This is a genomic window from Muricauda sp. SCSIO 65647 (assembly GCF_021534965.1).
Classification (GTDB): domain Bacteria; phylum Bacteroidota; class Bacteroidia; order Flavobacteriales; family Flavobacteriaceae; genus Flagellimonas_A.
This window is the reverse complement of the sequence record NZ_CP091037.1, coordinates 828622-853257: the sequence shown is the minus strand read 5'-3', so window position 1 is coordinate 853257 and position 24636 is coordinate 828622. Positions and strand designations below refer to the sequence as shown.

Sequence of the window (24636 nt, the reverse complement as noted above, 5' to 3'; positions counted from 1 at the left end):
GATGAGATTGTTATTTGATAGAAATACCTGGCAAGAAATTTTCGGATCCATCCGAAAAAATAAAATACGCACCATAATTACCATCGTTGGGGTACTCTGGGGTATTTTTGTTTACATAGCCATGTCAGGTGCCGCTAAAGGAATGGACAACGGTTTTGAAAAGTCTTTTGAAACAGTAGCCATGAACAGCCTTTTTGCTTGGGCGCAAAGTACCAGCAAACCCTATTCAGGCTTCAAGACAGGAAGACAATTACAGTTGAAACTTGGTGATGCCACTGTACTTGAAAACCGAATCGCTGAAATTCAATATATCGCCCCTAGAAACGTAAAAGGCACTTTTGGTTCTTCTCCGGCATCCATATCCCGAGGATTAAAATCAGGCAGTTACCCTGTTTATGGCGATTTTCCTGTTTTTACGAAAATCGCCACCAAAAAGATATATGACGGTGGTCGTTTTATCAACGACGATGATATTGAGCAGGCTCGAAAGGTGTGTGTGATCGGTGAGCGCACCCAACAAGAATTGTTTGAAGAAGATGAAGACCCGATCGGGGGGTACATTCGAATTGATGGTATCTATTTTCAAGTGGTCGGGGTTCACAAATTTGTACAAACGGCACCCTTTGACTCAGATAGCGACATTTTTATCCCTTTTACAACCTATCGAAGATTGTACAATTCTGGCGAAAATGTTGGCTGGTTCTCTATTGCCGCTTACGATGATGCCGATGTGGTTCAGGTTGAAGAAGATGTAAAATCGGTTCTCAAATCCATACACCGCGTAGATCCAACTGATGAAAGGGCATTTGGCACATTCAATTTGGGCGAAGTATTCAATAAGATTATGGGCTTCTCGAAAGGGTTGACCTTTATCTCGTTAGTAGTGGGCATAGCCACCATTTTGGCGGGTATTATCGGTATCGGGGCCATTCTGTTGATTTCGGTCAAAGAGCGTACCAAAGAATTGGGCGTGAGAAGGGCCTTGGGTGCCACGCCCGGTGAAGTACGTACCTTGATTGTTTTGGAGTGCCTCTTTTTGACATTGATCTCAGGAATAATAGGGATCATCTTAGGGGCGGTAGTGCTAAAAATTGTCGATAATGCGACACAGGGCATTGATTTTCCATATACCAATCCGACGGTGCCGATACCACTGGTGGTGGGGGCATTCATGTTGATGATGGTTTTAGGTGTGCTCATAGGGCTGATACCAGCGCAAAGGGCCGTCAGCATTCGGCCGATCGATGCATTGAGAGAAGAATAAAAAACTGGATATAAGAAACTAAATAATCAGAAAATGAAGAAAATTCTAAAATGGGTAGGACTTGCAGTCTTGGTAATCGGTGCCCTTTGGGCCGCATCTTTCTTTATCAGCTCTAACAGCAAGTCACCGATAGAATACGAAACCCATAACCCCTTTATTTCAAACATAGAAAAGAAGACTGTGGCCACGGGTAAGGTGATTCCCCAAGAAGAGGTTGAGATCAAGCCACAGATTTCGGGCATTATCGACAAGATATACAATGAAGAGGGCGATGAGGTAAAAACGGGTGATTTGATTGCCCTTATTAGGGTGGTGCCTAATGAACAGGCCCTTTTTCAGGCAAGAGGCCGGGTAAACAACGCCAAGGTGGCCCTCAAGAACTCTGAAATAGAGTATAATAGAAATAAAACCCTTTTTGACAGGGGTGTGGTTTCAAATCAAGATTTTCTAAACCTTCAATTACAATATGAACAGGCAAAATTAGAACTTGAAAATGCCCAAAATGATTATCAGATAATCCTTAGGGGTTCTGCGGGTGGCTCTGCCAGTGCCAATACAAATATTCGTGCCACGGTTGACGGAACAATTTTGGAAATTCCTGTTGAAGAGGGCGATCAGGTTATTCAGAGCAATAATTTCAATGACGGTACCACGATTGCCACCATTGCCGATTTGGGCAAAATGATTTTTGAAGGAAAGGTCGATGAAGGCGAGGTCGGTAAGCTTGAAGTCGGCATGCCATTGAAAATAAGCCTAGGTGCCATTGAAGATAAAGAATTTGATGCCACATTGAAGTTCATAGCGCCCAAAGGGGTCGAAGAGGCAGGTGCCGTTCAATTCAAGATTGAGGGCGATGTCAATGTAGACGATGATTTTATGGTGCGGGCAGGTTATAGCGCCAATGCTTCATTGACATTAGAGAAAAAAGACAGCATTTTGGTAATACCGGAAGCGTTGCTACAATTCGATAAAGAAACCGACGAGCCCTATGTTGAGGTGGCCACCGGAGAACAAGAGTTTGAAAGGCGTGATGTTGAAATCGGTATCTCTGACGGAATCAATGTAGAAATACTCTCAGGACTGACCGAAGAAGACAACGTGAAGCAATGGAACAAAACAGAACCAATCAAAAAAGGCCTAGAAGAAGAGGAGGAAGGTGAAGAATCTGACGAGTAGGCACCAACAATAGCCAATTACCAACAAAAATCAAAAAACGAATGAGAAATAAACTGACACTATTGTTAGCACTGTTTGCCTTATGCCTTGCTAACGCCCAGATGAAAAAATGGACGCTTGAAGAATGCGTTATCTATGCTGTTGACAATAACCTGACCATAGAGCAATTTGAACTCGATCTTGAAAATGCAAAAATCGATAAATCAGATGCCCTGGGTGCTTTATTGCCAAATTTGAACGGTGATGCACGTTTAACCGAAAACTTGGGTTTATCATTTAACCCAACTTCTCAAGAACCTGTGAATACGCAGCTTAACTTTACGGGTAACTTAACTTCGGTTTGGACTCTTTTTGATGGACTACGAAATATTAGACAGTTGCAAAGGGCCAAACTAAATGCCATTGCCAACCAATATCGATTAGATGATCTGAGAGACGATATTCGCTTGAATGTGGCCAATGCCTATTTACAGGTGTTGAGCAACAAAGAACAATTAAAGGTCTTCAGGGCGCAGTATGCGGTGACAGAGCAAGATTTGAAGCGTACGAAAGAACTGGTAGAGTCTGGTGTAGTACCACGGGGTGACCTATTGGAGATCGAGGCCACTGCCGCCAATCAAGAACAGCAGATCATCAATGGGGAAAGCTTGGTATTGATTTCTCGAGTGAATTTGGCACAATTACTTCAAATTACCGATTATGAGAATTTTGATATTGCCGATGAATCGTTTGACGTACCTCCTTCTGATATTTTAGACAATTCAGCAAAAGTAATTTTTGATAAGGCGTTGACATTTAGAAATGATATAAAATTGTCAGAATCGAATGTAGAACTTGCCGAAGAAGACTTAAAGATCGCTAAGGGTGCAAATTACCCTTCATTGTCGGCATTCATAAATTATAACACACGGTATTCAGATCAAAACCTTGTTCCCACGGCATTTGATACAGATGGTATGCCCACAGATTTTTCAATAATACCGTTTACCGATCAATTGTATTTGTTTGATGGGTTGGCTTATGGTTTCTCGCTCAACGTGCCCCTGTTCAATGGCTGGAGCACCCGAAACAATGTGAAGCGCTCAAAAATCAGCCTTGAAAGCGCAAGGCTGCAATTAGAACAGACCAAACTCGAACTAGAGTCGAACATACAACAGGCGTATGTTGATGTAAATACCTTTGAAAAGGCCTATGAAGCGGCACAAAAAACCCTTGAGGCGAGAAGAACAGCCTATGAGTATGCCAAAGAGCGTTTTGATGTCGGACTGATGAACTCGTTTGATTTCAGCCAAGCGCAGGCAAGATTGGATAATGCCGAGGCCGATGTCGTTCGTACCAAATATGACTATATCTTCAGATTGAAGATACTCGAGTTTTACTTTGGTATTCCTTTGAGGTTAGATTAGAAAAATGTGCATCCTAATAGCTGGACCTGACGGTTTTTAAAACCTGTCAGGTCTTTTTATCTTCGCCAAATGGCAAAAATCCTGAATTTGGAAACAGCGACCACCAACTGTTCGGTCAGCATTGCGGACAAAGGCGACCTAGTGTGCTTGAAGGAAGAAAACTCAGCGAACTACTCCCATTCAGAACAGCTCCATGTCTTTATCGAGCAGGCACTGCAAGAGGCTTCAATGGCGTTTTCAGATTTAGATGCCATTGCCGTGAGCAAGGGACCTGGCTCCTATACCGGCTTGCGCATAGGGGTGTCGGCGGCAAAAGGACTCTGTTTTTCTTTGGATGTGCCCTTGATTTCCGTTCCGACCCTTGAGAGCATGGCTAGCCAGCTTGATGTGAGCGAAGATGAAGTGATCGTTGCCATGTTGGATGCCCGTAGAATGGAAGTCTATTCGGCCGTATATGATCATCATGGTGAAGAAATCAGGGAAACGAGGGCAGAAGTGATCGATGCAGCATCGTTCATGGAGTTTTCAAAGCGCCCAAAAATACATTTGATCGGCAGTGGTGCAGAAAAATGCCGGGAAATACTGCCAAAAGATAGAAACTTCATTTTTCATACAGGGGCTTTTCCTTCCTCAAAGGAAATGGCCGTACTCTCCCATAAAAAATTTGAAACGGGCCAGTTCGAAGATGTGGCCTATTTTGAACCTTATTACCTCAAAGATTTTATCCTACAGAAAAAGAAAACTTAGTCATCGATTTGGTGTACCACCCGTTGTGGGAAAGGAATTTCGATACCTGCTTCGTCAAAACGAAGTTTAGACTGCTCAATAAGGTTGAACCGTGCCGGCCAAAAGACTTCATTGGGTGCCCAAAACCTGAGGGTGAGGTTTACCGAACTATCGCCCAAACTGTCTACATAGACCTCTGGGGCAGGTTCTTTTAGAATACGCCCGTCGTTGGCGCAAATGTCCAATAAGATGTCTTTCGCGGTTTTTATGTTGGATCCATACCCAATTCCCACTACATAGTTTTCCCTTCGCATGGGTTCGGCATTGTAGTTGATGATATTCCCGTTTGCCAATTGCCCGTTGGGAATAATGGCGATTTGGTTGCCAAAGGTGTTCAATTTGGTATTGAAAATGGAAATTTCCTTTACGGCGCCATCCACACCCTGGGCCGATATCCAATCCCCGATTCTGAAAGGCTTGAACAATAAAATAAGTACGCCACCCGCGAAATTGGCCAAAGACCCTTGTAGAGCGAGGCCTATGGCAAGACCAGCAGCACCGATCATGGCGACCAAAGACGAGGTTTTGACCCCCAATTGGGTGACCACCAAGACTAATAACAGAACTTTTAATGTGATTCTTATGAAACTTTGCAGAAAAGATTCAAGGGCGGGGTCGTAGTCTTTCTTTTCAAAGAATTTTCGAACCAACCTGTTTATGAATTTAATGACCCAAAGCCCGACAATGAGAATTATTGCCGCCAATAAAAGATTGGGTAGTAGGTTCCAGAACCAATCCAAGGCTCTTTCAATATGCTGTTCGTAGTCTTTTAGTTGTTCCATAGACATTATTTTTCATTATTCAACATAAGAAAATTAGCGGTGAAGTCAAGTTTTTTGAATCAAAGAAATTGTTAACCTTATCGAAAGGACTGAATTTGCCGCAGTGCGTCAGGGGCAGTGGTGACGGGTAGCTTACAAGTGCCCTCTATACATACGTATACCAATGTTTCCCCTTCACTGTACCTATCTTTCAATAGCTCGATATTACCTTCTCTTTCAGCCCCGACCAGTATACTATTGGGAATATAGCTTTTTGCAATTTCAGTACCCAAACGTTGATGGTCATCACCGATAATGGCAATCTCATAAAAGTTATTGTTGCCATACATCACCAAATGCAGCCAATTGGCAAAACTCTGGGCGTTTTCCGCAAAATTATCCTGAACATTATTGACCATTTGACGAACAATATCACCATAGGGCTCTTCATGGTAAAGCTTATGCAATTTCAATAGATTTTTTGCCATTATCGAGTTCGATGAAGAAATTACATTGTCATAGGTTTCGACCGAGCGTCTAATGAGCGAGGCATCTTCGTCTGAGGTGTAATAGAAAAGTTTGTTGTCTTTGTCTTGAAAATGTTCAATGGTATAATCAGTCAAGTTTTTGGCCTCTTTCAACCAAGTTTCGTTAAAAGTGACTTCATATAAAGAAATATAGGCCTCTATTACTGTGGCGTAATCATCTAAAAAACCATTGATGGTACTTTTGCCTTCTTTATGGTTACGATGAAGTCCGCCATCACTTTTAAGCATATTTTCTTTTATGAACTCGGCATTCGTTAAGGCCGTATTGAGATAGGCTTCATCGCCCAGATAGCGATAGGCATCGATCAAGCCTTGAAGCATCAAACCATTCCAAGAGGTCAGTATTTTGTCATCGAGACGGGGTTTTTCCCTTTTCTGACGTGCTTCCTTCAATGTTGCCAGATCGTTATCGATGCGATTTATGAGTTCATCGCCAGAAATCCCGTGCTTTTCGGCAATTTCTTCAGAGGATTTGTCGCGTATCAGCACGTGGTTTCCATTCTCCCAAAGGCCATAAGAGTTGATATTGAAATAATCTTTGAAGATCTCAAAATCATCTTGGAGCAATTGTTGTAGTTCCGTTTCCGTCCAAACATAATAAGCCCCTTCTTCCAACTCACCGTTTTCATCAAGGCTGTCGGCATCTAATGAGGAATAGAATCCGCCATTCGCATCGGTCAATTCCTCCTTTATAAAAATGAAGGTCTCTTCAACCACATTTTTGTATAGCTCATTTTTGGTGACAGCATAGGCCTTGGCATACAAACTGATCAATTGGCCATTGTCGTACAGCATTTTTTCGAAATGGGGCACATGCCATTTCATATCAACCGAATAACGTGAGAATCCGCCCCCCACATGGTCAAAGATGCCGCCATAAGCCATACGTGTAAGTGTGGTATTGACATATTCCATTACTGAATCATCTTCATTGGCCGTGGCATAATGCAGTAAAAAATCCAGATTATTGGGCATCATGAACTTGGGAGCCCTTTTATAGCCGCCCAAATACGTATCGAAGTATTTTGACCAATTACCAATGGCATCGTTGAGCCGTTCAGTGGTAAATGAATCACCCTCTTCTTTGTTTTCGATTAAATTGATGGCCTTGATGCCTCTTGCCAAATCATCGGCATAACCCTGTATCTTTTCAGGTTGGTTATTGTAGAGGTCAACGAGTTGGGCCAACGATTTCAACCAATTTTTTTTGGGCACGTAAGTTGCTCCCCAAAATGGCCGTCCATCAGGTAATGCCACAATGTTCAGTGGCCAACCGCCATTACCCGACATCATTTGAATGGCGTCCATATAGATTTGGTCGACATCGGGGCGCTCTTCACGGTCGATTTTGATATTGATAAAGCTTTCATTCATTAATTTGGCGACCTCTTCATCTTCGAAACACTCCCTTTCCATAACATGGCACCAATGACAGGCCGCATAGCCAATGCTTATGAGCAAAGGCTTGTTCTCTTTCTGGGCACGTTCAAGCACTTCGGGCTTCCAGGGGTGCCAATTCACGGGATTGTGCGCATGCTGTAGCAAATATGGACTCGTTTCATCAATCAATGCGTTGGTGTACTTGTGTCTCATCTCATCCTTTTTTTGTGCACAGGCATTTAACATAAACACGAAAAGCGTGCAAATAGAAAGATATTTTGCCATAATGATACCGAATGGTGAAAAAAAAACGCCCAAACGGGCGCTCAATACATTTTCAAAGCCGTTTATTTGACCTCAAATGTAATTTTTACGTTTACACGGTAATCATCGATTTTGCCATCTTTGACGGTGGCACTTTGCTCGTTGACATATACCGAACGTATGTTTTTGACCGATTTAGCGGCTTGCGTTACTGCTTTTTGAGTGGCATCTTCCCAACTTTCATCAGAATTTGCCAAAACTTCTATTACTTTTAAAACTGCCATAGTTAATGATTTTTGATTTCCTTAAAGTTATGAAATAATAAGCACAATTCTCTTATGGAAAATGGAAAATCAGCCATTAAGGGCGACCACTTCTTTCACCTTATCGCCGAGCATGTTCTTGAGCATGTTCTCAATGCCATTTTTAAGGGTAAAGGTCGATGATGGGCAACCGCTACAGGCCCCTTGCAAAATGACGTTGACCGTACCGCTGTTTTCTTCGTACGATTGAAAAACAATATTGCCCCCATCACTGGCCACGGCGGGCTTGACATATTCTTCAAGAATGTCGACTATCTGCCTTGAAGTGTCATCGAGCGTAATTTTTTCTGCAGATTGCGAACGTGCTTCTGATTCTTTGCTGATGGCACTTGATGATACCACTTCTTTACCATCTGACAGAAAACCCCTGATAAACTCTCGCAACTGTGGTGCAGCCTCATCCCAATCGCCTACATCATATTTGGTGACCGAAACATAGTTTTCATCGATGAAGACCTCTTTGACAAATGGAAAGTGAAAGAGTTCTTTCGCCAATTCAGAATCTTTGGCCTCATCGATATTCTTGAATTCAAAAGTGGCGGGCACAATTCTTTTGTTGGCCACAAATTTCATGACCGCTGGGTTTGGGGTCACCTCACCATAGACTGTAATCGCCTGTTTTTTTGAAAATTCAGGCTCGTTGACAACGGGTTCTCCGGCATTCAGATATTCGACCAATTGTTGTGCAACCTCGTCTTTGACATCTTTCCAATCAACAATGTCAAAACGCTCAAGGGCAATGAAATTTCCAGAAATATAAATGGTCTTTATAAAAGGAAGATAAAATAGCTGCTGCGCCAGTGGTGAATCTTTGGCCTCGTCAATGTTCTTGAACTCGTAGCTGCCCTTGACCAGAAAATCATTGGCCTCGAATTTCAATATAGCGGGATTGTTGGTGGCAACAACGGTTATATGATATTCTTTCATAAGATTTTTTTTCAAAAATACAAAGGAAATATGAAGCCTGAAATATATAATAATGTATTACATTAACCGTTATAGTTACTGTTCGAACACACCACTTGATGAAATTGACCCCAAACTTTTTTATGAAACGCCTTTTGTTCGTACTGGCACTTTTGTTTGCATTTAGTATCAACTCTCGAGCACAAGAGGGCATTCCCGTATATTTCGATTATTTGGCAGACAATTATTATTTGGTCTATCCATCGATGGCCGGTATTGGAGAGGGAGGCAAATTGCGGCTTACCGCCAGAAAGCAATGGTTCAATGTTGATGAGGCGCCAAGCTTACAGACGTTCAATGCGCATTTTAGGGTTGGTGATAGAAGTGGGGTAGGCGGTATTCTGTTCAACGATTCAAACGGATACCATTCGCAAGTCGGGTTTAAAATGACCTATGCGCACCACTTGCGCTTGGCCGGCGATTTCAGGGTGTTGAACCAACTCTCGTTCGGACTTAGTGCAGGGATTATTTTAAGCAGTCTTGATGAGACCGAATTTAGGTCTGTTATTCCCGATCCAGTGGTTTCCGGGGTTAAAAACACCACAAGTTATTATAATATCGATTTGGGTGTCTCATACAGTCTTTTCGAGTTTTATGCCCATGCTGCCATACTCAATTTGCTCGGTACGGGCCGTGACCTCTATACAGCGGCCGAATTTGATAATTTGCGGCGGTATTTATTTTCTGTCGGATATGTCTTTGGAAGAAGTGAGTGGCGGGTAGAGCCTTCCGTTTTGTTTCAAATGACCGAGTTCACTGAAGAAAAAACGGTTGATTTCAATGCCAAGGTATATAAGGATGTCGGCTTTGGAACCATTTGGGGCGGACTTTCATATCGAAGAAGTTTTGACGGCGCGCAATTTCAACAAGACGGAAGCTTTGGTGAACAACGTTTACAATTGTTCACCCCCATTGTAGGGGTCAATTGGGGCAAATTCATGTTCTCTTACAATTATTCATACCAAATGGGCGATATTCGGTTTGACAACGGTGGTTTTCACCAGATTACATTGGGTTATGATATTGGCCAAGAAAGGGGCAACCGATATGATTGCTACTGCCCAGCTGCGAATTATTAAATCTTTATTATCCAGTTAAAGTTTAAAACCCTGATCCCGATAGCCATCGGTATTGATCGCGGTTACCTTCGGTTTCTATAAATTTTTATCGTTCAAAACGTTATTCGTTATCGGTGAATGGTTATAGTGCTATCACTATTGACCATGAACATTTAACAAAAAGAAATTTCATTGCGCATCGAAACCTATGGGCGTTCAGTCTATAGTGGTTTAGTTTTAAAAAGTGAAAAACCATTTCGAGTCCAAAACTGGACGAGAAATCCGATGTGAAGAGATTTCCCCCTCTGGGCTTCCCAGGGCCGAAATGGTGTTCAACAATAACGATTATTCCCAGCTATAGTTTTTCTTGGCGGCCTGCGCCTTAATGGCCGAGATCATGGCATTCTCTAGTTCACCGGCCTCTTCCTTTTGGTTTTTGGCGATATAGGCTTCCCTTTTGGCGTTCAATTCTTGAATCTGTTTTTGAATTTGGGTACGTTCCGCTTTCTTTTCTTCAATGAACTTTTCAATTTCGGCTGTTGATTTTCCTTTGAGCTCTGTAGGCAGTTCATCTTTTTTGAGTTTTGATACATCAAATTCTTTGTCTGCAGAAGCATCTACCAAATCCCACGACGAATTATTGTAAAGTCTTGAACTTTTACTCACGGCTCTTTTTACGACCACCACTTCTTCAAGGGCTTCGGCATTGGCATCTTGGGCCACTTGCATCTGTTTCTTTCGTTCACCGGCATATCCATACGAGATGTAGGTATTGTTCAATTTTGAATTTAACTGTATGATAATGTCATCATAGGGGGTATCAATATGTACGATTTGGCGATTATGGTCGATGGCCATATAATCTCCACCTGTAAGTTCTGCCCCCTTTTTCCATTGGGTTGAAATACCCTGCTCATAATTACCGCAGAAAATGGTGTTGACGATAACGTCTTTTTCTTTGGCCTGATAGGCGGCATCCCTGTAATTCAATTTGCCTTGGGTAAAAGGTTCATTGCCTGCGATAAAGATCATCTTCAAGTCATCTCTGTTCTTTCCCCATTCAAGTTGTTTTAACGAGGTGTTGATGACCTGGCCGCAATATTCTTCCCCACCATTGGTGGTCAATGAGAACAATTTTTCAGAGATTTCATCAAGGTCACTACTAAAACCGATGACCTGCCGTATATAGCCCTCGCGTGATGAAAGATGGTCATTGCCGTATTCATAAAGCGCAATTTGCAATGATGGTCGACTGTCATTGCCACAACGGGCGTAGGTGAACTCATTGACAATATCCCAAAGTTGTGCCTTGGCCTGGTTGATGAGTCCGTCCATGCTGTTGCTTGTGTCGAGCAACAAGGCGATTTTGACATATTGTTTCGAGGGTTTGTGCGTTTTGGCATCGGCCAACAAAACCGTTGGTTCACTTTTTTCCGTGTTTGCCCTACAGGCCAGGGGCACTATTAAGGTGAGGGCCAGAACTCCTGTGGTCAATAATTGTTTTGCATTTCTCATAGTCGAATTGTTTTTGAATTATAGCGCTAAAAGTATTGCTGAACTTTTTTGATAAAAATCAATAATGAGTGAACATGCCTTTTTGGTGAGTGAACGTGCATATGCTTTTAGCTTAGTGGGCAAAACACCCAATATTTTTGACTGTTTGGGCATTTCAGCATTTTTTGGTAAGCGATAAAACGAGTAAGTTTATCCTTGGGTATTGCTTAAAAATGAACCGAAAAGACTACATAACGATAGTATTCATGCTGCTTTGTGGATTTCTTTTTTCACAAGAGTCACGAGATACGGGCGCCAATACCTTTATGCTCGAAGGCTCGGTCAAGAGCAAAGATGGTCAGATGCCGATTTCGGGGGTCGAGGTCAGAACAGATAAAGGGCAATACACCATAACCAACGGCCTCGGTGAATTTCGAATTCGAGTAAAAATGGGCGATATGCTGATTGTCGAGAACCTTGATTTTGAAACGGTCAGGCATCGCATTACATCTGATGAGGAAATCTTGGTACTGGTAGAGGATTACGACCCCAGCAGTGTTCAAAAAAGTAGGGCAGACCATAAGGTCTTTCTTGATTCGGCCAATCATTACAAAAAAGCAAGTATCGAAAAGAGTATAGATTTTGTGGTGCAGGCCATTGAGAATTTGGGCAAAAGAGGAAACAAGAGAGAGTTGGCGCATGCCTATACCGTATTGGGAGAGATTTATCAATATCACAAACAGTATGATCTGGCCATTGATAATTTCAACTATGCCCTTGAACTGCGAAGTACGGTTAAGACATCGTTATTACTAGGGGAAACATACGTTCGCAACGGGCAATTTCAAGAAGCAACGGCAACTTTTGAACCACTTTTGGATATTAAGAAAATGGTGCCCTATCAACGGGTAGAATTATATGAGGGCTTGGGAGATGCCCATAAAGGCCTTGGCGATGAAAACAAAGCTTTGGGTTTTTATAACCAGGCATTGACCGTTGCGGAGAAAAATCAGATTTCGCCAAAGGTGACCGACCTGAACTCAAAAATCGCCGAAACCTATGCCAAAGAAAAACGTCCCGTAGAAGCTGAGGGCTATTTCTCAAATTCACTACGGTTATCGAAACAAGAAGCCCCACAACGTGCCATTCAAGAGAACGAAAAAGTGGCAGACTTTTATAATGATGAGAGACGATTCGATGATGAAATCCAGCTTCGAAAGAAAAGTCTGAAAGAACTTGAGCAGTTGCCTGCCGAGACCATTGCGGCAGATAAATCTAATATTACCCGTGATTCCATCACCGCACAGCGTATCAACTATAAAATTGCCAATGCCTACATCGCCCAAGAGAAATTGGATGAGGCCATTCCGTATTTAGAAAGAAGTATTGCCGAGGCCGATAATGAAAACGATCTTGTAGTGCAGAAAGATGCGACCCGTAAACTGTCAGAGGTGTATCGTTATCAAGGTGATTTCAATAAGGCATTGGAGACCTATCAAGACTATGTCTCATTGGTCGATACCCTTTACGTGCGCAAAGAGCAGGAAATTTCGAGAGTGGTACGACTGAACCGTGAGATAGTCACTAAACAGAATCGTATTGCAAGCCTTGAACAAGACAGGGAGCTTTCGCAGAGCAAATATAGTTTGGCCTTGGCTGAGCGACAGCTTTCTGAAGAAAGCAACAAACGACAAAAATGGATTATCTATTCGCTGATTTTCGGGCTATTCTTGATGGCTTCAACGGCCTTTTTCTACTACCGGAGCAACAGGCAACAGAAATTGGCGAACAACCTTCTGGCCTTAAAGTCACTGCGCTCACAGATGAATCCACATTTTATATTCAATGCCCTCAATTCGGTGAACAATTTCATTGCGAAAAGTGACGAGCGAAGTGCCAATCGCTTTCTAAGTGAATTTTCTGTGCTGATGCGGGCCGTACTCGAGAATTCAGAAGAAGATTTCATTCCACTTTCAAAAGAATTGGAATTACTGGAACTTTACGTAAAACTTGAGCATTCGAGGTTTCCCGATAAGTTCGATTATACGATCCATATCGATGAAAAGGTAGATGTTGATGCTTTTGGGATTCCGCCCATGCTTTTACAGCCCTATATCGAGAATGCCATATGGCACGGTTTACGCTATAAAGAAGAAAAGGGCTTTTTAAAGATTGGGATGGAACAACTGAACGAAGTCCTGCTTCAAATATCGATAAGTGATAATGGCATCGGTAGAAAGCGTTCAGCAGCGCTCAAGACATCCAATCAGAAAAAGCAAAAATCGAAGGGTATGGGCAATATCAAAAAGCGAATTGCCATTCTCAATGATATGTACAAAAACAAGGTTGATGTAAGTGTACGTGATCTGTACGATGACAAGACAGGCACCCAAGTCATCCTAAAACTTAGAAAAGATTGATGAAGATAAAAGCGGTCATAGTTGAAGACGAGGCGAATAGCCGTGAGATTTTACGGAGTTACCTCGATAAATATTGCAAAAATGTTTCCCTTTTAGGTGAGGCCGCAACCATCAAGGAAGGGGTGAAGTTGATTGAAGAGACACAACCCGACCTTGTTTTTTTAGATGTGGAAATGCCTTTCGGCAATGCTTTTGATCTGTTGGATGCCATACCTGACCGGACTTTTGAGACCGTGTTCGTGACCGCTTACAACCAATATGCGATCGATGCCCTGAACAGCCATGCAGCCTATTATCTGATGAAACCCATTAATATTGACGAACTCATTAATGCCGTAGCGTATGTAGGTGAGGTAAAAGTGCGAGAAAATGCATTGGAGGGCCGAATCTTGCAACCAAAGATAAAAAGGGCAGAGGGTAAGATCACATTGCCCCAACAAGACGGTTTTCAGGTATTGGAGGTATCTGATATTTTCTTCTGCAAGGCCGATGACAATTACACGGAGATTTTTCTAAAGGAAAAGAAAATACTGGTCAGCAAAACCTTGAAATATTTTGAGGAAGCTTTATCAGACTTCCCTTTTGCCCGCATCCACAAATCGTATTTGGTGAACATTGACGAAATCAGAAAATATAAAAAGGGCAAAGGAGGCAGTGTAGTCTTGTCGAATGGCAAAGAACTCTCGGTTTCGGCTTCCCAAAAAGCAAATTTGCTATCATTTTTTAAGTAATTTTCGCTACCAAATTCAAGATTATGACAATTCTTCCCGTAAATGGAAAATCCCCAAGTTTTGGAGACGATTGCTTCATCGCCGAAAATGCCACTATTGTGGGAGAAGTGGCGATGGGCGACCAATGCAGTATCTGGTTCAATGCAGTGGTACGGGGCGATGTGCACTTTATTAAAATGGGCAACAAGGTAAATGTGCAAGATGGAGCCGTAATTCACTGTACTTACCAAAAGTCACCTACTACCATTGGCAATAACGTATCTATCGGTCATAACGCCATTGTGCACGGCTGTACTGTAAAAGACAATGTGCTCATAGGTATGGGGGCCATTGTGATGGATGATTGCATTATTGAAAGCAATAGCATCATAGCGGCCGGGGCAGTGGTCACCCAAGGTACCCATGTGCCATCAGGTACCATTTTCGCAGGTATGCCCGCGAAGAAACTGAAAGAGGTAAGTTCTGAGTTGAGTGCCGGTGAGATTGATCGTATCGCCAATAACTATGTCAAGTATTCGGGTTGGTTCAAATAGAAATGACAAATTCTAAAACCCCGACCCATAATAGCGTATTGTTAATTCGTGCAATTCGTGTTAAACTTAAGATGGGATCATGTTCAAGAAATACTGAACCTAAAAATTTGTCTATTTTTGCGCCACTAAACCAAACACTATGAAAGCCTATATTTTTCCCGGTCAGGGCGCCCAGTTTGTGGGCATGGGATTAGACCTTTATGAAAATCATTCAGAAGCACAGGAATTGTTTGAGCGCGCCAATGACATTCTAGGTTTTTCCATTACTGATATCATGTTCGAAGGTACAGCTGATGACCTGAAGCAGACAAAAGTAACCCAGCCAGCCATTTTTCTACATTCCGTGATTTTGGGCAAGGCATTGGGCGATAGTTTCAAACCTGATATGGTTGCGGGCCATTCACTAGGCGAATTTTCCGCACTGGTTGCCAATGGTGCCTTAGATTTTGAAGATGGGCTCAAACTGGTCTCACAACGTGCCATGGCGATGCAAAAGGCCTGTGAGAACCAACCGAGCACCATGGCTGCCGTATTGGGATTGGAAGACGCCGTGGTAGAAAAGATATGTGCCGAAACCGAAGGGATCGTTGTGCCTGCGAATTATAATTGTCCGGGGCAATTGGTCATTTCTGGGGAAGTCGATGCCGTGAACACTGCCTGTGAAAAACTGAAGGAAGCCGGAGCCAGAAGAGCATTGGTGCTTCCGGTGGGAGGGGCATTCCATTCACCATTGATGCAACCCGCCAGAGAAGAATTGGCAGCAGCTATAGACGAAACAAATTTCAATGAACCAAGTTGTCCGGTCTATCAAAATGTGACCACAAAGGCCGTTACGGTGTCCAAAGAAATAAAGGAAAACCTCATTGCCCAGTTGACAGCTCCCGTAAAATGGACGCAGAGTGTTCAAAATATGATCGCCGATGGTGCCAAAAGCTTTGTGGAAGTAGGCCCGGGAAAAGTACTCCAAGGTTTGGTCAGAAAGATTGATTCCACCATGGAAACGAGTTCCGCTCAGTTGGGTTAGAACCATATGCTCAGGCAATTAGGTATTTTATCCAAGGAAACTTAGATTTAATCCTTTATGTTGGTACAATCATTTGAATTTTAGTAATATTGGCGTTCCCCAAATACTGAAAAGAATACAAGGTTTTGGTCCACAATCTAACAAAACAAATAGGGTCCTACTTAAGGAATTTTGGCTTCTTTAGAGAAAAAGATTCCCTACAAATAACTGTTTTCATCCTTCTTTTTCTAGTAGGTTTATCTGGTTTTGGTCAAAATGATATAAGTATAGACGATGTAGCCCTTTCGGAGGGCAACGGGGGCACGACCGACTTTGTCTTCACGGTAAGCGTGGACGGCGGGGCCAACGCGTTCGGCGACATAGATTTCACGGTGAACACCGGCGGCGGCAATGCGACTGCGGGGGTTGACTATGTGGCCATCGTCGGCGGCAGCGGCACGATACTGGACGGAGACCCCAGCACCACGGTGACGGTAACGGTCAACGGTGATACCGACGTTGAGGCCAACGAGACCTTCAACGTTACGCTGAGCGGGGCGACGAACGGCACCATTACGGACGGCACGGGGGTGGGCACGATAAACAATGACGACAGCCAATCGATAAGCATCGACGACGTCGCCCTTTCGGAGGGCAACGGGGGCACGACCGACTTTGTCTTCACGGTAAGCGTGGACGGCGGGGCCAACGCGTTCGGCGACATAGATTTCACGGTGAACACCGGCGGCGGCAATGCGACTGCGGGGGTTGACTATGTGGCCATCGTCGGCGGCAGCGGCACGATACTGGACGGAGACCCCAGCACCACGGTGACGGTAACGGTCAACGGTGATACCGACGTTGAGGCCAACGAGACCTTCAACGTTACGCTGAGCGGGGCGACGAACGGCACCATTACGGACGGCACGGGGGTGGGCACGATAAACAATGACGACAGCCAATCGATAAGCATCGACGACGTCGCCCTTTCGGAGGGCAACGGGGGCACGACCGACTTTGTCTTCACGGTAAGCGTGGACGGCGGGGCCAACGCGTTCGGCGACATAGATTTCACGGTGAACACCGGCGGCGGCAATGCGACTGCGGGGGTTGACTATGTGGCCATCGTCGGCGGCAGCGGCACGATACTGGACGGAGACCCCAGCACCACGGTGACGGTAACGGTCAACGGTGATACCGACGTTGAGGCCAACGAGACCTTCAACGTTACGCTGAGCGGGGCGACGAACGGCACCATTACGGACGGCACGGGGGTGGGCACGATAAACAATGACGACAGCCAATCGATAAGCATCGACGACGTCGCCCTTGCAGAGGGCAACGGGGGCACGACCGACTTTGTCTTCACGGTAAGCGTGGACGGCGGGGCCAACGCGTTCGGCGACATAGATTTCACGGTGAACACCGGCGGCGGCAATGCGACTGCGGGGGTTGACTATGTGGCCATCGTCGGCGGCAGCGGCACGATACTGGACGGAGACCCCAGCACCACGGTGACGGTAACGGTCAACGGTGATACCGACGTTGAGGCCAACGAGACCTTCAACGTTACGCTGAGCGGGGCGACGAACGGCACCATTACGGACGGCACGGGGGTGGGCACGATAAACAATGACGACAGCCAATCGATAAGCATCGACGACGTCGCCCTTGCAGAGGGCAACGGGGGCACGACCGACTTTGTCTTCACGGTAAGCGTCGACGGCGGGGCCAACGCGTTCGAGGACATAGATTTCACGGTGAACACCGGCGGCGGCAATGCGACTGCGGGGGTTGACTATGTGGCCATCGTCGGCGGCAGCGGCACGATACTGGACGGAGACCCCAGCACCACGGTGACGGTAACGGTCAACGGTGATACCGACGTTGAGGCCAACGAGACCTTCAACGTTACGCTGAGCGGGGCGACGAACGGCACCATTACGGACGGCACGGGGGTGGGCACGATAAACAATGACGACAGCCAATCGATAAGCATCGACGACGTCGCCCTTGCAGAGGGCAACGGGGGCACGACCGACTTTGTCTTCACGGTAAGCGTCGACGGCGGGGCCAACGCGTTCGAGGACATAGATTTCACGGTGAACACCGGCGGCGGCAATGCGACTGCGGGGGTTGACTATGTGGCCATCGTCGGCGGTAGTGGCACCATAGATGACGGAGACCCCAGCACCACGGTGACGGTAACGGTCAACGGTGATACCGACGTTGAGGCCAACGAGACCTTCAACGTTACGCTGAGCGGGGCGACGAACGGCACCATTACGGACGGCACGGGGGTGGGCACGATAAACAATGACGACGCGTTCACTGCCACGGTGACGGCCAGCGATGCCGACGCCGCCGAGAACACCCCCTCGAACCAGACGGGCGAGTTCACGATAGGCCTTGACCAGGTGAACAACACGGGTTCCGCGATCACGGTGAACTACACTGTGGGCGGTACGGCCACGGGCGCCGACTATGCGGCGCTGGGCACCAGCGTTGCGATTGCCAATGGCCAGCAACAGGCCACGGTGACGGTCACCCCGGTTGATGACAGCACGGTTGAGCCCACTGAGACCGTGACGCTCACCCTTGCAACGGGCACGGGCTATGCGGTGGCGACGGCCCCCGACAACGAGGCCACGGTGACCATAGCCGACAACGACTCCTTTACGGCCACGGTGGCGGCCAGCGATGCCGACGCCGCCGAGAACACCCCCTCGAACCAGACGGGCGAGTTCACTATAGGCCTTGACCAGGTGAACAACACGGGTTCCGCGATCACGGTGAACTACACTGTGGGCGGTACGGCCACGGGCGCCGACTATGCGGCGCTGGGCACCAGCGTTGCGATTGCCAATGGCCAGCAACAGGCCACGGTGACGGTCACCCCGGTTGATGACAGCACGGTTGAGCCCACTGAGACCGTGACGCTCACCCTAGCGACGGGCACGAGCTATGCGGTGGCGACGGCACCTGACGATCAGGCCACGGTGACCATTGCCGATAACGATACAGCTACCCTGTCCATCAATGATGTGACGGTTGATGAGAGTGATGGTGATGCCATATTTACCGTGACCTTGACCGGGGGCGTTTCTAGTAGTTTTACCGTATCATACACCACAGCTAATGGCACGGCGATAGCCGGATCTGATTATACGGCAAATGCTGCGCAATTGACCTTTAATGGCAATGATACCGAAACCAAGAACATTTCAGTTGGTATATTGAATGACAATGTTATTGAAACGCCAAGTTCAGAAGATTTTACCGTTATCTTGTCTGCACCATCAAATGCATCGGTGACTTTTTCAGATGACACAGGTTTGGGGGTGATACAAGATGATGACAGCTGTGCTGCAGGTAGTGATGCCCCGGTATTGGATGCAGATGAACCCACATCTTTTTGTGACACTTTTATAAAAGAGTTGGATGACTATGTGGTCAGCATCCTTCCTACAGATGCAGAGTTGAGATGGAGTACCGATCCCGATCCCTCAAATACGGGCGCCCATTTGGCAAATAGTGTAGTGACCGATGCCCCGGATACCTATTACGGATTTTATTGGGACAATGTGAACGACTGCGCAAGTCCGACACTTTCGGTGACCTTGGTGTTGAACACAACGCCTTCCACAGGTACACCTAGCAATACTGCGGCCTGCAGTGTGCCAGCTAATGGTAATAGCATTGTAGATCTCGATGATCAATTGACAGGTGAAGATGCCGGAACATGGGCCATAACCACCGACCCCTCTGGAGGTGGTGTCATATTATTACCGGGTAACATCATCAATTTCTCGGGGCTTCCTGATGGCAATTATGTGTTTACGTTTACCACTTCAGGGGCACAGGCACCTTGTATCGATGAGTCGGTCAATTTGACCGTTTCTGTAACCGATTGTGCCTTGCCTTGCGATGCGGGTACTACCGCCCCTACGTTAGATACTTCCCAGCCCACAAACTTCTGTGACTCGATCGATGTTGATTTAGACGATTATGTGACCAATTCAGCTCCTGCTGGCAGCGTATTGACCTGGAGCACCAATCCTGACCCATTGGTAACCTCGGCACATAGAAGCGGTCAAGTAAGTGCTCCCGGCACCTATTTCGGATTTTTCTTCGATGAAGCGAATAACTGCGCGAGCCCGACCTTAGAGATAACATTGGTGCTGAACCGTACACCAACAGTCGAAAGCACCGAGGGTGGTGAGCGATGTGGTGAGGGTACGGTGACCCTTTCAGCTACGGCAAGTCAAGGGGGCACCTTGAATTGGTATGATGTCGCTACAGGGGGCGCCATTTTAGGCACGGGTACCTCTTTTGTCACTCCCAGTATTTCAGCAACCACTTCTTTTTATGTTGAAGCGACCGCAAATGGCTGTGACTCAGAGAGAGTTGAAGTAGTGGCCACGGTCAACGATGAGCCCAACCCTGGTGTACCGACCAATACGGTTGCCTGTAATGTGGCGGGAAATGGTGGACCTACCCTTATTGATTTAGATGATACGTTGACCGGAGCTGACCCTGGCACTTGGACCATTACCACTGATCCTTCAGGAGGCGATGTGATTATCGATGATCAAAATCAAGTGAATTTTGAAGGGTTGCCCGATGGGGATTACGTATTTACCTTTACAACCAATACGGCACAACCCCCTTGTACCGACCAATCAGTAGAAGTATCCATAACAGTAAACGATTGTATAGTAGATACCGATGGTGATGGCTTGACCAATGGAGAGGAAATCGATTTGGGCACCGACCCAAATGACCCTGATACCGATGACGATGGACTCACCGATGGCGAAGAGGTTTTGGTGGTCGATGACCCAAGCACAACCGCAGTTCCCGATCGTGCCAGCGATCCTTTGGATAACTGTGACCCTTTCTTGACGCCCGATTGTGATGCAGAACCCATCGATTTGGAAGTGTTGAAAGAAGTTGACAACGCCATTCCGTTGTTGGGTGAAGAGATAACCTTTACCATAACACTTACGAATTTGACCATGGATCGCATCATCAACGTTTCGGTTCAAGATGTATTGGTCGAAGGATTTGATTATGAATCCCATCAGGCTTCAACAGGAACGTACGATCCAATTACAGGGGTTTGGCAGATAGATGAAATACTGCCCGAAGAATCCAACACGTTAGAAATTACCATAACAGTGGTTGTAGCGGGCGATTTGCAGAACACTGCCCTATTGCTTGATTCCTTTCCGTTGGATGCCGATGAAACAAACAACACTTCAACGGTAGAGATAAGGATAGGGAGAAGCCCCTGTGAAGACTGTGGTACCATTTGCAACATATTTTCGCCCAACGGCGATGGTATAAATGACTTTTTGGTATTGAATTGCCACCAAGATTTTCCGAACAATACCTTTGAGGTGTTCGATCGTTTCGGCAATAGCGTGTACAGCGCCTCAGGCTATGATAGCACTTGGGATGGTACTGGAACTAATGGCAATTTGCCCAAAGGCACGTACTTTTATATTTTGGATCTAGGTGATGGGTCAGAACCGACCAAGGGCTGGATTCAAATCATACGATAATCTGACTTGTTCATGGAGAGTGCATTGAAAAAACCACTATTACTGCTGTTTGTAATGCTACAAGCAGTGATATTGTGTAATGCCCAAATTGAACCGCAGTACACCCAATACATGTACAATATAGGTAGTTTCAATCCGGCTTATGTGGGCACGGTTGAAAATGCCGAGATTTCTGGCTTGTATCGAAGTCAATGGATAGATATACCCGGCGCACCCAGAAATTTTCGATTTGGGGGAAACTTCCCCTTGAGAAACGAGAAAATGGGTATAGGAATCAATGCCATAAGCGATGCACTGGGCCCTGTCACACAGACTTTCGTTGATATATCATATTCGTATCAGGTCAATATCTCTGAAACCGCAAAACTGTCTTTTGGTATAGACGTGGGCGGTGCAATTTTCGATATAGATTTATCAAAAGGCAATCTTCAGAATCCGAATGAACCCGTAATCACGCAACAAGAGTTGAACAATTTCAATCCGACCATTGGTGCGGGTACTTTTATGTATGATGACAATTGGTATTTAGGGCTTTCCATTCCCAACTTTTTGACCAATGCGTTATTGGATGATGAAGTGGCGACCTTGGTAACCGAAAAAATGCAATATAACTTCATTGGGGGTTATGTTTTTGATTTGTCAGACCGTACAAAGTTCAAACCCGCTTTTTTAGTAAATGCCATAAGCGGTGCTCCGGTAAATGTAAATCTATCGGCGAACTTTCAGTTCATCGATGCATTGACCATTGGGGCCGCTTATCGTTTCGACAACGCCTTTAGTGGTTTGGCAGGTTTCCAGATTTCGAACGGCATGTTCTTGGGTTATTCGTATGATTACAATACCAACGGATTGGGTGATTTCAGTGGCGGCTCCCACGAGGCCATATTGAAATTTTACTTAGGCCGTGGTGATGGTGGTTCCCGTACAAAGGGCAGTAAAAACAAGAATAAATTAAAGGGGAAACCCAAACAAATAGATTCACCGAGATTTTTTTAAGATGAAGATCATGAAATCTACTTTATGGGCTGTTTTTATACTGGTATTCACTTGTATGGCCGGTCAAGACAAAAAATCGAAGGGCGATAACTATTTCTTTCAGTATGCCTACCAGCAGGCCATAGCGGAGTATGAGGCCCAAAAGGCCGAAAAGGGTCTGAGTCCCCAGCAAGAGCTGAATTTGGCAGATGCCTATTTTAAGACCAATGCTTTTGACAAGGCCTCACAGATGTATCTTGAAGCCTATAAGAAAGACAGTTTAATGGGTAACCATCACTTCAACAAGATGTTGCAAAGTTTTTCAAAGACCCGCAATAACGAAAGGGTGATGGCTTTTTTGGCCACCAAAGCTGACAACTTGCAACAAGAGCTCCTTGAAAATGCCGATTTCAATAGAGAATTGCTTCAATCGAACGTGGCCAACGAATTGGACTATCAGATTTTCAATGTAGAAAGTAACAGTCCGCAATCAGATTTCGCTCCTTCATTCTATGAAGAGAAACTGTTGTTCAGTAGCGGTCGGCCACAAGAAAATAAAAAGCAATATGCCCCGATGGCTGAATCATACCTTGATCTTTTTGTAGGGCAAATCGGTGCTGACGGTCAAATCTTGAATCCCAACCCCTATACGGGCGTACCAACTTCCAATTACCATAAGGCAACACCCTATTATTCAGATAATTTACATGCGATTCTGTATGTGCTTTCAAATACCGAGGATGGTGAATTGGCCTTCGATGACAATGGCAAGAATGCATTGGCAATAGGTATGCAGATCATCAATGGCCCTTTTAGGCTTTTATTGCGTGACCTGAGCACCTCTTTCTATTACCCGTTCTACCATGCTGAAACCGGAAGGCTTTACTTTGCGGCAAATTTTGAGGATAGTTATGGGGGCACCGACCTCTATTATGTCGCTACCAATAACGGCCAAATTATGTCGGCACCGGTCAATTTAGGGTCACGTATCAACTCGCCAGGCAATGAGATAGCCCCATTTATTTTTGAGAACAGTCTTTATTTTTCTTCAGATGTCTTCTATGGCCTTGGTGGCATGGATACCTATAAGAGTAATCTGGAAGGGGAGAACAGTTTCAGTATTCCCGTAAACTTGGGTCTGGGAATCAATTCGACAGACGATGATTTTGGGCTCATTATTAAGAATGAGGGCGATGGGCTTTTGGGCTACTTTTCGTCAAACAGGCCTGGGGGTAAAGGCAAGGATGATATCTATGGGTTCAAGGTAGACCGAAAACCAGGTCTAAAAACGATTGCGCTGCGTGGAAAGGTCATCAAGTCATACGATAATGATGAAGGAGTGGCCAAAGCTGTTGTACGTGTAATGGATGGCAATGGCGGTGTCTTAAAAGAGGTATACACAAATGAAGATGGTGATTATCGATTGGAGATTCCTTGGCGTGAAGAGGTAGTTTTACAGGCCACCAAAGATCGACACTCACTATTTGCCGAAAAACTCCAATTTTTGGAAGGATTAGATCAAAAGGAAGGTTTCAAGATACCTATAGGCCTAGCAGCATACGATGATCTGGTAGAAGAAAAAGAAGACCAAAAGGTAATCAAGCTCCGTAAATTCTACTTTGGTAGAGGCCTAAAGAAGATTACTCCTGAAATTGCCACGGAGTTGGACAAAGTAGTGAGTTTTGTTGGGCAGTTTCCCGCGGTACAATTGCGCATCGAGACCCATACCGATAGCCGTGGCGGTAGTGCAGCAAACTTTAGGTTGACTCAGGGCCGGTCAGATGCCATTAAAGAATACTTGCTTCAAAAGGGTGTGCCCGCTTCCAATATTTTGTATTCCATTGGGTATGGTGAACAGAAAATTTTGAACAATTGTCACAACGGGGCGTTTTGTTTGGAAATGCTGCACCTACAGAACCAGCGTTCGCTTATTGTGATCTTGAACGACAATATTCTATTTGATTGATTTTGAATGGTGTGC

General features: G+C 45.3%; 17 protein-coding genes. 12 read left to right on the top strand and 5 right to left on the bottom strand.

Going from position 1 to position 24636, the window contains the following annotated elements; genetic code table 11:
• Window position 1: 1 nt before the first annotated feature.
• The 4 genes from L0P89_RS03810 (at window position 2) to tsaB (ending at window position 4593) form a co-directional block, all read left to right on the top strand.
• Window positions 2-1264, top strand: coding sequence for an ABC transporter permease (locus L0P89_RS03810; protein WP_235267071.1), 1263 nt, complete (start codon window positions 2-4; stop codon window positions 1262-1264).
• A gap of 33 nt (window positions 1265-1297) precedes the next feature.
• The gene (locus tag L0P89_RS03805) at window positions 1298-2440 is read left to right on the top strand and encodes an efflux RND transporter periplasmic adaptor subunit (RefSeq protein WP_235267070.1); all 1143 of its coding nucleotides are present in this window, start codon (window positions 1298-1300) and stop codon (window positions 2438-2440) included.
• Between the two features lie 41 nt (window positions 2441-2481).
• Entirely contained in the window at window positions 2482-3846 is a 1365-nt protein-coding gene (locus L0P89_RS03800; protein WP_235267069.1) for a TolC family protein, read from the top strand.
• A 69-nt stretch (window positions 3847-3915) separates the two neighbouring features.
• Window positions 3916-4593, top strand: a complete 678-nt coding sequence (gene tsaB, locus L0P89_RS03795; RefSeq protein WP_235267068.1) for a tRNA (adenosine(37)-N6)-threonylcarbamoyltransferase complex dimerization subunit type 1 TsaB — start codon at window positions 3916-3918, stop codon at window positions 4591-4593.
• On the opposite strand, the gene L0P89_RS03790 is transcribed toward tsaB, so the two are convergent.
• From L0P89_RS03790 to L0P89_RS03775, 4 genes are all read right to left on the bottom strand, one after another.
• Entirely contained in the window at window positions 4590-5414 is an 825-nt protein-coding gene (locus L0P89_RS03790; RefSeq protein ID WP_235267067.1) for a mechanosensitive ion channel family protein, read from the bottom strand. The genes tsaB and L0P89_RS03790 overlap by 4 nt on opposite strands.
• A gap of 77 nt (window positions 5415-5491) precedes the next feature.
• The gene (locus L0P89_RS03785; protein WP_235267066.1) at window positions 5492-7534 is read right to left on the bottom strand and encodes a thioredoxin domain-containing protein; all 2043 of its coding nucleotides are present in this window, start codon (window positions 7532-7534) and stop codon (window positions 5492-5494) included.
• A 134-nt stretch (window positions 7535-7668) separates the two neighbouring features.
• Complete coding sequence (locus L0P89_RS03780) at window positions 7669-7869, bottom strand: dodecin family protein (RefSeq protein ID WP_235267065.1); 201 nt, start codon at window positions 7867-7869, stop codon at window positions 7669-7671.
• Between the two features lie 69 nt (window positions 7870-7938).
• Complete coding sequence (locus tag L0P89_RS03775; RefSeq protein ID WP_235267064.1) at window positions 7939-8835, bottom strand: NifU family protein; 897 nt, start codon at window positions 8833-8835, stop codon at window positions 7939-7941.
• A 122-nt stretch (window positions 8836-8957) separates the two neighbouring features.
• Here L0P89_RS03775 and L0P89_RS03770 point away from each other — a divergent pair, with 122 nt between their 5' ends.
• Window positions 8958-9953, top strand: coding sequence for a type IX secretion system membrane protein PorP/SprF (locus L0P89_RS03770; RefSeq protein WP_235267063.1), 996 nt, complete (start codon window positions 8958-8960; stop codon window positions 9951-9953).
• Between the two features lie 324 nt (window positions 9954-10277).
• Here the strand turns inward: L0P89_RS03770 and L0P89_RS03765 are convergent, their stop codons facing one another.
• A complete protein-coding gene (locus L0P89_RS03765; protein WP_235267062.1) occupies window positions 10278-11447 on the bottom strand; it encodes a vWA domain-containing protein in 1170 nt (389 codons plus the stop codon).
• A 212-nt stretch (window positions 11448-11659) separates the two neighbouring features.
• On the opposite strand from L0P89_RS03765, the gene L0P89_RS03760 reads away from it, so the two are divergent.
• The 7 genes from L0P89_RS03760 (at window position 11660) to L0P89_RS03730 (ending at window position 24621) form a co-directional block, all read left to right on the top strand.
• Window positions 11660-13846, top strand: a complete 2187-nt coding sequence (locus L0P89_RS03760; RefSeq protein WP_235267061.1) for a tetratricopeptide repeat protein — start codon at window positions 11660-11662, stop codon at window positions 13844-13846.
• On the top strand, window positions 13846-14577 hold the full coding sequence (locus L0P89_RS03755; protein WP_235267990.1) for a LytR/AlgR family response regulator transcription factor: 732 nt from the start codon (window positions 13846-13848) through the stop codon (window positions 14575-14577). The genes L0P89_RS03760 and L0P89_RS03755 overlap by 1 nt, the downstream gene beginning before the upstream one ends.
• A gap of 23 nt (window positions 14578-14600) precedes the next feature.
• A complete protein-coding gene (locus L0P89_RS03750) occupies window positions 14601-15110 on the top strand; it encodes a gamma carbonic anhydrase family protein (RefSeq protein WP_235267060.1) in 510 nt (169 codons plus the stop codon).
• A gap of 139 nt (window positions 15111-15249) precedes the next feature.
• Window positions 15250-16134, top strand: coding sequence for an ACP S-malonyltransferase (gene fabD / locus L0P89_RS03745; RefSeq protein ID WP_235267059.1), 885 nt, complete (start codon window positions 15250-15252; stop codon window positions 16132-16134).
• Between the two features lie 125 nt (window positions 16135-16259).
• Entirely contained in the window at window positions 16260-21680 is a 5421-nt protein-coding gene (locus L0P89_RS03740) for a Calx-beta domain-containing protein (RefSeq protein WP_235267058.1), read from the top strand.
• A gap of 12 nt (window positions 21681-21692) precedes the next feature.
• A complete protein-coding gene (locus tag L0P89_RS03735) occupies window positions 21693-22676 on the top strand; it encodes a type IX secretion system membrane protein PorP/SprF (RefSeq protein WP_235267057.1) in 984 nt (327 codons plus the stop codon).
• 10 nt (window positions 22677-22686) lie between these two features.
• Complete coding sequence (locus L0P89_RS03730) at window positions 22687-24621, top strand: OmpA family protein (protein ID WP_235267056.1); 1935 nt, start codon at window positions 22687-22689, stop codon at window positions 24619-24621.
• The last annotated feature ends 15 nt before the right edge of the window (window positions 24622-24636 follow it).

Excerpts from the sequence above, each read along its gene's own strand:
- L0P89_RS03810 (WP_235267071.1), top strand. The coding sequence starts at position 2 with ATGAGATTGTTATTTGATAGAAATACCTGGCAAGAAATTTTCGGATCC.
- L0P89_RS03805 (WP_235267070.1), top strand. The coding sequence starts at position 1,298 with ATGAAGAAAATTCTAAAATGGGTAGGACTTGCAGTCTTGGTAATCGGT.
- L0P89_RS03800 (WP_235267069.1), top strand. The coding sequence starts at position 2,482 with ATGAGAAATAAACTGACACTATTGTTAGCACTGTTTGCCTTATGCCTT.
- tsaB (WP_235267068.1), top strand. The coding sequence starts at position 3,916 with ATGGCAAAAATCCTGAATTTGGAAACAGCGACCACCAACTGTTCGGTC.
- L0P89_RS03790 (WP_235267067.1), bottom strand. The coding sequence starts at position 5,414 with ATGGAACAACTAAAAGACTACGAACAGCATATTGAAAGAGCCTTGGAT.
- L0P89_RS03785 (WP_235267066.1), bottom strand. The coding sequence starts at position 7,534 with ATGAGACACAAGTACACCAACGCATTGATTGATGAAACGAGTCCATAT.
- L0P89_RS03780 (WP_235267065.1), bottom strand. The coding sequence starts at position 7,869 with ATGGCAGTTTTAAAAGTAATAGAAGTTTTGGCAAATTCTGATGAAAGT.
- L0P89_RS03775 (WP_235267064.1), bottom strand. The coding sequence starts at position 8,835 with ATGAAAGAATATCATATAACCGTTGTTGCCACCAACAATCCCGCTATA.
- L0P89_RS03770 (WP_235267063.1), top strand. The coding sequence starts at position 8,958 with ATGAAACGCCTTTTGTTCGTACTGGCACTTTTGTTTGCATTTAGTATC.
- L0P89_RS03765 (WP_235267062.1), bottom strand. The coding sequence starts at position 11,447 with ATGAGAAATGCAAAACAATTATTGACCACAGGAGTTCTGGCCCTCACC.
- L0P89_RS03760 (WP_235267061.1), top strand. The coding sequence starts at position 11,660 with ATGAACCGAAAAGACTACATAACGATAGTATTCATGCTGCTTTGTGGA.
- L0P89_RS03755 (WP_235267990.1), top strand. The coding sequence starts at position 13,846 with ATGAAGATAAAAGCGGTCATAGTTGAAGACGAGGCGAATAGCCGTGAG.
- L0P89_RS03750 (WP_235267060.1), top strand. The coding sequence starts at position 14,601 with ATGACAATTCTTCCCGTAAATGGAAAATCCCCAAGTTTTGGAGACGAT.
- fabD (WP_235267059.1), top strand. The coding sequence starts at position 15,250 with ATGAAAGCCTATATTTTTCCCGGTCAGGGCGCCCAGTTTGTGGGCATG.
- L0P89_RS03735 (WP_235267057.1), top strand. The coding sequence starts at position 21,693 with ATGGAGAGTGCATTGAAAAAACCACTATTACTGCTGTTTGTAATGCTA.
- L0P89_RS03730 (WP_235267056.1), top strand. The coding sequence starts at position 22,687 with ATGAAATCTACTTTATGGGCTGTTTTTATACTGGTATTCACTTGTATG.